Here is an 11,549-nt window from a genome sequence, read left to right on the forward strand (position 1 = left end):
GTACACTATTTGCGTTAGATTGGTATAGTTTTAGTAATTTTATAGATGAAAGGATAAATTTATGGATGATAATTTTTCACCGAGAGTAAAAGACGTAATTGCTTATAGTAAAGAGGAGGCGCTACGGTTAGGCCATGATTTCATTGGTACCGAGCATCTAATGTTGGGGCTTTTACGAGATGGTAATGGCAAAGCAATTAGTATTCTTGACGCTATGGAGGTCGATTTAGATCATCTAAGGCGAAAGGTTGAAATACTTAGCCCTTCCAATCCAAACCCGAATAGTTTACAAAAAGATAAAAAGAACCTGCATTTGACGAGGCAGGCAGAGCGGGCCCTAAAGACTACGTTTTTAGAAGCCAAGCTTTTTCAGAGTTCCTCGATCAATACTGCACATTTATTATTATGTATTTTGAGAAATGAAAATGACCCCACCACGAAACTACTTCACAAACTGAAAGTAGATTATGATGGTGTAAAGGAACAGTTTAAATTTATGATCACAAGCGACGATGATATTGTAGACGCACCAACTTCCGAATCGTTTCCTAGTGAAAACGACGATAACGAGGGTAAAGAAGGTAGCTTTGGAACTGCAGCCGGACAAAAAGGCAACAAAAAATCAAAAACACCTGTACTTGACAACTTTGGTCGTGACCTAACGCTTATGGCGGAAGAGGACAAACTTGACCCTGTAGTTGGTAGAGACAAAGAAATAGAGCGTGTTTCACAGATTTTAAGTAGAAGAAAGAAAAACAATCCTTTATTAATAGGTGAACCTGGTGTTGGTAAAAGTGCTATTGCCGAAGGTTTGGCATTACGTATCATAAACAAAAAGGTTTCGCGTATCCTATATAATAAAAGAGTTGTAACTCTTGATTTAGCTTCTTTGGTTGCCGGCACTAAATATCGTGGCCAGTTTGAAGAGCGCATGAAAGCGGTTATGAACGAGCTTGAAAAGAATGATGATGTTATTCTTTTTATAGACGAGATTCATACCATTGTAGGTGCCGGTGGCGCTACAGGTAGCTTAGATGCATCAAACATGTTCAAACCTGCCTTGGCAAGAGGTGAAATTCAATGTATTGGAGCTACTACGCTAGATGAATACCGTCAGTATATAGAAAAAGATGGTGCACTAGAAAGACGTTTCCAAAAAGTTATTGTAGAACCTACAACAGTTGATGAGACTATTGAGATTCTTCATAACATTAAAGCAAAATATGAAGATCACCACAATGTAACCTATACAGATGAGGCTATAATTGCTTGTGTTAAGTTAACCAACCGTTATATGACGGATCGTTTCTTACCAGACAAAGCTATTGATGCCCTTGATGAAGCTGGTTCTCGTGTTCATATTGTAAATATGGATGTTCCTAAACAGATTCTAGAGCTTGAAAAGAAGCTTGAAGATGTTCGTGAACTAAAGAACAGCGTTGTTAAAAAGCAGAAATACGAAGAAGCTGCCAAACTACGCGATGATGAGAAACGTCTTGAGAAAGACCTGGCTTCAGCGCAAGAAAAATGGGAAGAAGACAGCAAATTACATAAAGAAATAGTTAGCGAAGACAATGTTGCCGATGTTGTTTCTATGATGAGCGGTATACCCGTAAACAGAATAGCACAAACAGAAAGCAATAAATTAGCCGAACTACCTAACCTTATTAAAGCCAATGTTATTGGCCAAGATGAAGCGGTTGCAAAGGTTGCTAAAGCTATTCAAAGAAACCGTGCTGGGTTAAAAGATCCAAATAAACCTATTGGTTCGTTCATTTTCTTAGGTCAGACTGGTGTTGGTAAAACCCAGTTGGCCAAAGTATTGGCACAACAACTCTTTGACTCGGAAGATGCGTTAATACGTATTGACATGAGTGAATACATGGAGAAGTTCGCTATTTCTAGACTAGTAGGTGCACCTCCGGGATACGTAGGTTACGAAGAAGGTGGCCAGTTAACTGAAAAAGTTAGACGCAAGCCTTACTCTGTTATTCTATTGGATGAAGTTGAAAAAGCGCATCCAGATGTATTTAATATGCTGTTGCAAGTTTTAGATGATGGTTTCCTAACAGATAGTTTAGGACGAAAAATAGACTTTAGAAATTCTATTATCATTATGACTTCTAACATTGGAGCCCGTAAATTGAAAGATTTCGGACAAGGTGTTGGTTTTGGAACTTCAGCAATGAAATCTCAAGAAGATAGTCATCAAAAAGGAGTTATAGAAGGCGCGCTTAAAAAAGCATTTGCCCCTGAATTTCTAAATAGAATAGATGACGTTATTGTTTTCAACTCATTAGAAAGAGAAGACATACACAAAATTATTGATATTGAACTTCGCAAGTTGTTCGCAAGAATCAAGGATATTGGATATGAGCTTAACCTAACGGACAAAGCCAAAGACTATATTGCAGACAAAGGTTTTGATAAACAATATGGTGCTAGACCTTTAAAAAGAGCTATTCAAAAGTATATTGAAGACGCTTTAGCCGAAGAGATAGTAAACTCCAAACTTGAAGAAGGAGACACTATCCTAATGGACCTAGACGAGAAGAAAGAAGAACTTACAATTGAAATTAAAAAAGCAGAAAAATCTTCTAAATCATAAACTTAACGTAAGAAATGTTAGCAAAGGGAGTCAATTAAATTGACTCCCTTTTTTCTTATGATAAAATTTGAAAGTAAGAAACACTACACAATCCTATTCTAGCAATAGCACTATAAACGATATTTACGCTTTTAATCTATTATTTTTCACAATAGATAATGATACATCTACATTCGTCTCAGGACATTATAATATATTTAAAATGAAAGTGAGACGACCAAAGAAGACTATTATAGTCAGGGAGTATCAATTAGATGTTGGAAAAATACAGGTTTACGAAAACTATATGGTTTCGCTGTTTGATGAAGGGGCAACACTTACATTAGAGAGAGTATACCAAATAATAGGAATTTCAGAAATTCACTTTAGGGATAAAAACTTTGGCTATATAAGCCTGAGAAAAAATTCTTATGCCGTAGACCCTACTATTTACACCTATTTGAGACAATTAGATAACCTTAAAGCATTAGCTATTGTTTCCGTAAAAGAAATAGATATGCATAACTTTAAGATTGAAAAACTTTTCTACAAAAAACCAATGAAATTCTTTATTGAATTTGATAATGCCGTTACATGGGTTAAAAGACGTGTGAAAGCTAAATAGAATTACATAACTCTACCAAAAACAAAAAACCTCAAGATTTAAAAGTCTTGAGGTTTTCGTTTTTCTATACCTTATCTAAAGTCTATTCCGGCGGCGCTTCATTTTCGTTAACCTCAGGTCTACTTTCTGGCTGCGCGAACAAATCCATAAAAGCGGATCCAATATCGTCAATAACATTAGTTGCCGTAAGTGCCTGGTAGCCTGTTTTATCAACAGCTATATCTCCTGCTCTACCATGTAAATACACTCCAAATACAGCAGCATTTAATGGGCTATAGCTCTGAGCAATTAATCCAGTTATCATACCAGTTAAAACATCACCAGTGCCAGCTGTTCCCATTCCTGGATTACCAGTTGTATTTACATAGCCCTTTTCATCATAGATTGTAATGGTATGCGAACCTTTTATTACCAGGATACAATCGTATTGTTTTGAAAATTTCTTGGCTTTATCCAACTTATCAAAATCATCTTTCCACTTCCCTATTAGACGTTCCAATTCTTTTGGATGCGGCGTTAATACACTTTGAGCAGGAATCTTTTTAAGTAAGTTTTTGTTTTCCGAAAGGATATTAAGCGCATCTGCGTCAATAACCAAAGGCTTTTTGTTTTTATCTAAAAACTCATCTAACGCTTTTACTGTACTCTCATCTTTTCCTAATCCAACTCCAACACCTATTACGGTTGGATTAATATCAAAATCAATTTTAGTAATATATTTTTCTTCGGCATCGGTTAAGACCATTGCTTCTGGAAAACTTGTTTGAAGGGGAATATATCCGCATTTAGGAACATATGCCGTAACCAAACCACTACCCGTTTTTAAACAAGCTTTAGAAGCCAAATTAACCGCTCCTATCTTTCCATAGCTACCTCCTATTATTAGACCGTGCCCATGAGTGCCTTTATGCGAGAATTTCTCCCTCGGAATATAAACGGGAAGCATTTCATTTTTACTTATTAACTCATACTCCGTTTCCGTAGTTGCTAGAAATTCAGGGTCAAGACCAATATCTAAAGCTTCCCATTGTTGGGTAAAAATTCCAGTTTCTGGCAAGAAAAAAACCAATTTTGGAACTTGAAAACTTAATGTATGGTTTGCTTTTACTACCGCCTTTTCATCTTTTTGAACCTTATCTGTAAACAATCCTGATGGAATATCTACAGAAAGCACAAAAGCTTCCGATTTTTGAATATGCTCAAACAAGTTAACAACCCAAGTATCGGGTGCACGATTCAAGCCAATTCCAAAAATAGCATCTACCACAATATCTTCACGACCTATTTCAGGTAAAACCGAATTTTCTTCAAGAAATTCGGGCCATACCTTTCGCTCTTTTAACCGATCTAGGTTTACTAAGAAATCGTCTGAACGCTTCTTACTATAGTTTACAACGTATACGGCTATATTGTAGCCATGTTCTTGTAAATGACGAGCCAAGGCAATACCATCACCTCCGTTATTACCAATACCACAGAACAAGTGTATTTTTACCGGTCCTCCTTGAATTCTAAAATGTAACCAATTAAAAAGTTGAACGGCAGCACCTTCCATTAATTCATTACTAGAAATATTATTCTTTTTTATTGTCGCCTTGTCAGCTTCATAAATTTGCTTTGCAGAGAAAATTTTCATGTATAAGATTGTAGAATTATCTAGTTTTTAAATATGTACCTAGTTGTTAATTGTTACTTCTGTATTAAAATCAAGGGTTTACAACCATAAATCCTTGCATAAATCTCACAAATATTTGAATAATGTAAGTAATTAACATTAACGCTCAATAACTAACAACAAAAATTTGATTAAGAATCCAAAAGTACTACTTTTGATGCTTTCATTTTTACTATGTATCAGCATATCGCCAACATATCAACTGAATTTTTCTTCACGACCAATGGTTCAATCAACACGTTTGGCACCACCACCCCTTTGGGGTAGACAAAAACATATCAGTTCGCTATTGCGTTATTTCGCATTCAATCTATTTTTAAGAGTTAATTTCATCTAACATGAAAGTTTTAAAATTCGGCGGCACCTCTGTTGCTAACGCCTCCAACATATCATTAGTAAAAAATATTGTAGCCAATACAAATACCAATAAGACCATTGTGGTGGTATCAGCTTTTGGTGGAGTCACAGACCTCTTATTGAATGCGGCTCATTTGGCTTCAAAACAAAGTGAAGGTTATAAATCAATTTTAAAAGAAATTGAAGACAGACACTTAGAGACTGCCAAGGAACTTATTCACGTAAATGCCCAGAGCAAAGTACTTAGCAAGGTCAAAAGTGAACTCAATACTTTGGAGACACTACTGGAAGGTGCGTTTCTAATTGGTGAAATCACTCCCCGACTTTCCGATAAAATTGTAAGCTACGGCGAGCTTTTATCATCCTATATTATTAGTGAGTATTTTGCCCAAGAAGGATTGAAAGCCGGCTATTTAGATAGCAGAGAGCTGATCAAGACCAATGATGTTAACGGCAAAGCCACGGTTAATTTTGATTTAACCAACGCTAATTGCGCAAATTTCTTAGATAAAGACGAACACCAAGTTATTGTCATGGGAGGTTTTATCGCTTCCAGTGAAAGTGGTAACTCTACCACTTTAGGACGTGGAGGTTCTGATTATACCGCAGCCATTATAGCAGCGGCAATCAATGCTGAATTTTTAGAAATCTGGACAGATGTTAGTGGTATGTATACTGCTAATCCTAAATTGGTAAAACAAGCCAAGGCTATCCCACACATATCTTACGAAGAAGCCATGGAGCTTTCTCATTTTGGCGCCAAAGTTTTATACCCTCCAACAATTCAACCGGTGTTGGCTAAGGGAATCTCTATCGTTATAAAAAATACTTTTGAACCTGAAAATGCAGGTACATTAATTACCAAGAACAAAAACGAAAAAGGCAAGACTGTACGTGGCATAAGCCATGTTGAAAATATTGCACTTTTATCTCTAGAAGGACCTGGAATGGTAGGTATTCCAGGAACTTCAAAACGATTTTTTGAAGTACTTTCTCAATCGGAAATAAGTGTTGTACTTATTACTCAAGCGTCTTCTGAACATTCAATCTGTGTAGGTATTTCTGCTGATGACATTGATAAGGCAACAGAAGTTGTGAACGCCGCTTTTGAATATGAAATTGAAAGAGGAAAAATAAAACCTGTAATAGCCGAAAAAGAATTGGCCATAATTGCTCTAGTTGGCGATAATATGAAAAGCCACCAGGGTTTGAGCGGTAAAATGTTCAGCACCTTAGGGAAGAACAATGTAAACCTTAGGGTTATTGCACAGGGAGCATCCGAACGAAACATTTCTGCAGTCATAAAAAAAGAAGATGTCAAAAAAGCTCTGAATGCGCTACATGAAGAATTTTTTGAGGAAAACATAAAACAATTAAACCTATTTGTAATGGGTGTTGGTAATGTAGGTTCAAAATTTTTGAATCAAGTTTATCAACAAAAGAAGTTTTTGAAGGAGAACTTAAAATTGAACATTCGTGTAATTGGTATGTCCAATTCACGAACCATGGTTTTTGAAGAGAATGGAATTTCTCTCAAAAACTGGGAAGAGGCTTTGGCCGGTGGTCAAAAAGCGGACAAGGTTGAATTCATGAAAATGGTGAATGAACTCAATTACCGTAACAGTATTTTTGTTGATAATACGGCTAGTGAAGAGGTTTCTAAAACTTACAATACTTATTTAGGCAATAGTATTTCTGTAGTTACATGTAATAAAATTGCATGCTCTTCGGCCTATGAAAATTACCAAGAATTAAAATCTCTTGCTAGAACCTACAATGCTCCATTTTTGTTTGAGACCAATGTAGGCGCAGGATTACCTATTATAGACACCTTGAAGCACTTAATTGCTTCCGGTGATAAAATTCTTAAAATTCAAGCGGTACTTTCCGGAAGTCTAAACTTTGTATTCAACAATTTTAATGATAAGACTACTTTTCATGATGTTGTGAAACAAGCACAACAAGAAGGTTATACTGAGCCAGATCCAAAAATAGATTTAAGTGGTGTTGATGTAATGCGGAAAATATTGATTTTAGCCAGAGAAAGTGGAAATCAATTAGAGATTACAGATATCGCGAACAAACCTTTCTTACCACAAGAAAGTTTGGATACCGATAATAATGAAGACTTTTTTGCTACACTTATAAAAAATGAAGATGATTTTCAGGCTATGTACAAGGAAGCAAATGATGCTAATAGTAAACTTAAATATGTTGCTCAGTTTGAGGACGGAAAAGCAAGTGTAGGCCTCCAGGCTATACCAAAAGGTCATGATTTTTATAATTTAGAAGGCAGTGATAATATCGTTTTGTTCTACACAGAACGTTATCCTAACCAACCTATGATTATAAAAGGAGCAGGTGCAGGTGCAGATGTTACAGCATCAGGTATTTTTGCCGATATCATCAGAATCGGAAATTTCTAATTATGGAGGAAATCAAAGTTTTTTGCCCTGCCACTATAGCAAACGTTTCTTGTGGATTTGACGTCTTAGGTGTTGCCCTTGATAATGTAGGCGACACAATGGTTGTTCGTAAAACCCAAGAAAAAGGCATACGAATCACCAAACTTGAGGGTCAAGATTTACCAATGGAAACGCTTCAAAATGTTGCAGGCGTAGCTGGGTTAGCTCTTTTAGAAAAAAGCGATTACACAGGTGGATTTGAAATTGAAATTTACAAAAAAATTAAAGCAGGTAGTGGAATAGGCAGCAGTGCCGCAAGTTCAACAGGTGCGGTTTGGGCCATGAACGAACTTCTAGACAGGCCGTTTACCACGTTAGAACTCGTTAAATTTTCAATGGAGGGGGAAAGACTAGCAAGTGGTGTAGCCCATGCAGATAATGTAGCTCCTGCCCTATTTGGTGGTTTTACGTTAGTACGCAGTTATGACCCTTTGGATATCATTCCTATCCACACACCTAGTGATTTGCATGCAACTGTAATTCACCCGCAGATAGAAGTTAAAACATCAGATTCAAGGAAGATACTCAAAACCAATATTACTTTGGCGGACGGTATTAAACAATGGGGAAATGTAGGCGGACTCATAGCTGGTCTGTTTACTGAAGATTATGATCTTATAGGTCGTTCTTTGGAAGATCACATTGTAGAACCCGTACGTTCCATTCTTATACCCGGTTTTAACCAAGTAAAAAGTGAAGCTCTAAAAGCCGGCGCTTTAGGTTGTGGCATCTCAGGGTCGGGACCATCTATTTTTGCTTTCAGCAAAGGAATAGATACCGCAAATAAAGTTGCTACGGCAATGAAAGAAGTATACAAAAACATTGGTATTGATTACGATGTTCATGTATCTAAAATTAACAGTGAAGGAATTAAGACCATACAGTAATGAATTTTTACAGTCTAAATAAAAAAGCACCTGAAGTTTCATTTAAAGACGCAGTGATTAAAGGGATTGCACCTGATAAGGGACTCTATTTTCCAGAACAGATTGACCCTCTTCCTGCTAGTTTTTTTGAAAAAATAGAAGATTTAACTGATCATGAAATTGCGTTTAATGCCATTCATCAGTTTGTAGCAAAGGAAATTCCTAATGACAGACTTCGTGAAATTATCGCCAAGGTTCTTGACTTTGATTTTCCTTTAGTTGAGATTGAAGAAAACATTTCAACCCTAGAGCTTTTTCATGGACCAACCATGGCTTTTAAAGACGTAGGCGCCCGTTTTATGGCAAACTGTCTTGGTTATTTTTCGGAAGGAGAAAAACAAGATGTAACTGTTTTAGTTGCTACTTCTGGTGATACTGGTGGTGCCGTAGCCAATGGATTTCTAGGTGTAGAAGGAGTACGTGTGGTTATTTTATATCCCAACGGAAAAGTGAGTGATATTCAAGAAAGACAGTTAACTACTTTAGGTCAAAACATTACCGCCCTTAAAGTTGACGGTACTTTTGACGACTGTCAAAAAATGGTGAAAACTGCATTTTTAGATGAAGCTCTTCTGGAGAAAATGCAATTAACATCCGCCAATTCCATTAACGTGGCGCGCTGGTTACCACAATTGTTCTATTTTCTTTTCGCTTACAAACAGGCAAAATCAAAAGAAAAGGAAATTGTATTTTCCATACCTAGCGGAAATTTTGGAAACGTATGTGCCGGTATGGTAGCTCAACGTTTGGGTATGCCGGTTAAGCACTTTGTGGCTTCCACAAATGTTAATGATACTGTTCCTCAGTTTATGAAAACCGAGGAGTACAAACCAAAACCATCTACAGCAACAATTTCAAATGCTATGGATGTGGGTGACCCTAGCAATTTTGTCCGTATTAGACATTTGTATCAAGACAATTTTGACAAACTAAAAGAAAGCCTCTCTTCTTATTCATTTACAGATGCAGAAACTAGAGAGACCATGAAGAAAATATATAACAACAGTGGCTACATTGCAGACCCGCATGGTGCTGTTGGTTATTTAGGATTGAAGAAATATCAGGAATCACATCCTGGTACTTATGGAATCTTTTTAGAAACCGCTCATCCCGTGAAATTTTTAGACGTGGTGGAAGACACTATAGGCAGGACAGTTGAAATTCCTGAACAAATTAAAAAGGTTATGGATAAGGAAAAGAAATCCATTTCAATAAAGGAGTATGATGAATTGAAACAGTATTTGTTAAACAGATAAAACAAAAAAGCCCCTAAAGAAAAATTTCTTTAGGGGCTTTTTTATTACTTCAAAATAGGAAGTTCAAACTTGTCCAGCGGACTTGGCTGCTTCATTACTCTCTCTATTTCTTCCGATTTTCTCGGTGCCATTGCTGATAAATTTATAGGACCTTCTTTTGTTATTAGAATATCATCTTCTATTCGCACCGCAATACCCCACCATTTTTTATCACAATCACTACCTTCTGGAATGTAAATTCCCGGCTCTACTGTAATAACCGTATTTTCTTGAAAAGGTCTATAAGTACCTTGATCGTGAACATCTAAGCCCAAATAATGTGACGTACCATGGGGGAAGTAAACACGTGCATCTGCCTCTTTTTTAATAATTCCCAATGCCATTAGTCCTTCTGTAACTACCTTACTGGCAGCCTGACCTGGAGCTTGAAAAGGAGCTCCTGCCACACTAGCTTCAATACCGGCTTCCTGTGCATTATACACAATGTCATAAATCAGCTTTTGTTCTTTAGAAAACTTCCCATTGGCAGGAATGGTTCTAGTAACATCTGCAGTATATCCGTGGTATTCAGCTCCTAAATCCATCAACACCAAATCATTACCTACTTTAGTTTTATTATTTTCTATATAATGTAAAATACAACCGTTGTTCCCTCCTCCTACTATAGACGGATAGCCTTCGTATTCTGCTCCATATTTTTTATAGACGTACTCATGAACTCCCTGAATTTCAGTTTCAGACATATTTGGATGCATAGCTTTCATTACCTCAACCTGACCAACAGCAGAAATTTCTACGGCCTTTTTCAAAAGCATCATTTCTTCAGCTGATTTAGTCTCTCGTAGCGTCGCCATAATTTCGTTCAGCATGGAAGAATTCAAATTATTAGCATCCAATTTCAATGTTACCTTCTGTTTAATTTCACTTCTTAATTTGTCATCCTCAGCATTTACGAAACCGTTTATTAGTTCGTCTTCTTTTAGTTTTTCATCCCTACTCAAATATCTACCTAATATTTGTGCGACATTGGCGCTATTCTCCACATCCGTAGATGTAATCATAGAATAGAACCTATCTTTTGAACTATCATAATCCGCAGGGTAATTGGCTTTAGTTTTAAATGTTTGAACCAAATCGTAAAGATCCGCTTCATCACTTGAGTCACGGAAATCATTCTCAAAATCAAAAAACAAAACTTTATCAAACTCCTGAAAATTGAATTCAGCTTGTTTAAATGCACTGCCATTAAATGCCGTATTGAATCCCAAAATATTTTTAACCCCTTCTACACCCAAACGTTTTCCATTCCATTGCTCGGCTCGTGGGTCACGCTCTTGAACATATAGTACTTCATTATTACTAACACCTTCAATTTGTTGTTTTTCAGAAAAAATAACCAAAACTGCATTTGGTTCTTTATAGCCCGTTAGGTAGTAAAAATTAGGGTCTTGATGATAGACATAATCAACATCATTTGCGCGGTTCCGTACCGCATTTGCAAAAAATACGGCCACACTATTAGCAGGCATCATTTCTCTAACTGCCTCTCTCCTGCCTTTATGAAAATCTGACGAAAGAAAATCCGCAGGTTCATCTTGTGCAATGCTTGTCAAAGGAGCCAATAACAACGCCACTAATAAATAAAGAAGTCTCACCAT

General features: G+C 36.7%; 7 protein-coding genes. 5 read left to right on the forward strand and 2 right to left on the reverse strand.

The window, feature by feature from the left end; all coding sequences use genetic code 11:
- Positions 1-61 precede the first annotated feature (61 nt).
- Together HW347_RS10180 and HW347_RS10185 are read left to right on the forward strand one after the other, a co-directional pair.
- Positions 62-2,608 carry an ATP-dependent Clp protease ATP-binding subunit gene (locus HW347_RS10180; RefSeq protein ID WP_214611778.1) on the forward strand — a complete coding sequence of 849 codons (2,547 nt, stop codon included), beginning with the start codon at positions 62-64 and terminating at the stop codon, positions 2,606-2,608.
- A 202-nt stretch (positions 2,609-2,810) separates the two neighbouring features.
- Entirely contained in the window at positions 2,811-3,212 is a 402-nt protein-coding gene (locus HW347_RS10185; protein ID WP_155597345.1) for an STAS/SEC14 domain-containing protein, read from the forward strand.
- 82 nt (positions 3,213-3,294) lie between these two features.
- Here HW347_RS10185 and HW347_RS10190 read toward each other — a convergent pair whose 3' ends face one another.
- Positions 3,295-4,848 (reverse strand): NAD(P)H-hydrate dehydratase, encoded by a 1,554-nt coding sequence (locus HW347_RS10190; protein ID WP_214611779.1) that lies wholly within the window; start codon positions 4,846-4,848, stop codon positions 3,295-3,297.
- 377 nt (positions 4,849-5,225) lie between these two features.
- Between HW347_RS10190 and thrA the strand changes: the two genes are divergently transcribed.
- From thrA to thrC, 3 genes are read left to right on the forward strand one after another with little or no spacing between them, the layout of a single operon-like run.
- Entirely contained in the window at positions 5,226-7,670 is a 2,445-nt protein-coding gene (thrA, locus tag HW347_RS10195) for a bifunctional aspartate kinase/homoserine dehydrogenase I (RefSeq protein WP_214611780.1), read from the forward strand.
- Between the two features lie 2 nt (positions 7,671-7,672).
- Positions 7,673-8,596: a homoserine kinase gene (locus HW347_RS10200; protein WP_214611781.1), complete on the forward strand. Its 924-nt coding sequence runs from the start codon at positions 7,673-7,675 to the stop codon at positions 8,594-8,596.
- Positions 8,596-9,891, forward strand: a complete 1,296-nt coding sequence (gene thrC, locus HW347_RS10205; RefSeq protein WP_214611782.1) for a threonine synthase — start codon at positions 8,596-8,598, stop codon at positions 9,889-9,891. The genes HW347_RS10200 and thrC overlap by 1 nt, the downstream gene beginning before the upstream one ends.
- A 44-nt stretch (positions 9,892-9,935) precedes the next feature.
- Here the strand turns inward: thrC and HW347_RS10210 are convergent, their stop codons facing one another.
- Positions 9,936-11,549 (reverse strand): aminopeptidase P family protein, encoded by a 1,614-nt coding sequence (locus HW347_RS10210; RefSeq protein WP_214611783.1) that lies wholly within the window; start codon positions 11,547-11,549, stop codon positions 9,936-9,938.

Origin of the sequence: Zobellia barbeyronii (genome assembly GCF_018603515.1) — a bacterium.
GTDB lineage: Bacteria > Bacteroidota > Bacteroidia > Flavobacteriales > Flavobacteriaceae > Zobellia > Zobellia barbeyronii.

Bases quoted from the DNA above. Each gene is read 5' to 3' on its own strand.
- HW347_RS10180 (WP_214611778.1), top strand. From the start codon at position 62: ATGGATGATAATTTTTCACCGAGAGTAAAAGACGTAATTGCTTATAGT.
- HW347_RS10185 (WP_155597345.1), top strand. From the start codon at position 2,811: ATGAAAGTGAGACGACCAAAGAAGACTATTATAGTCAGGGAGTATCAA.
- HW347_RS10190 (WP_214611779.1), bottom strand. From the start codon at position 4,848: ATGAAAATTTTCTCTGCAAAGCAAATTTATGAAGCTGACAAGGCGACA.
- thrA (WP_214611780.1), top strand. From the start codon at position 5,226: ATGAAAGTTTTAAAATTCGGCGGCACCTCTGTTGCTAACGCCTCCAAC.
- HW347_RS10200 (WP_214611781.1), top strand. From the start codon at position 7,673: ATGGAGGAAATCAAAGTTTTTTGCCCTGCCACTATAGCAAACGTTTCT.
- thrC (WP_214611782.1), top strand. From the start codon at position 8,596: ATGAATTTTTACAGTCTAAATAAAAAAGCACCTGAAGTTTCATTTAAA.
- HW347_RS10210 (WP_214611783.1), bottom strand. From the start codon at position 11,549: ATGGTGAGACTTCTTTATTTATTAGTGGCGTTGTTATTGGCTCCTTTG.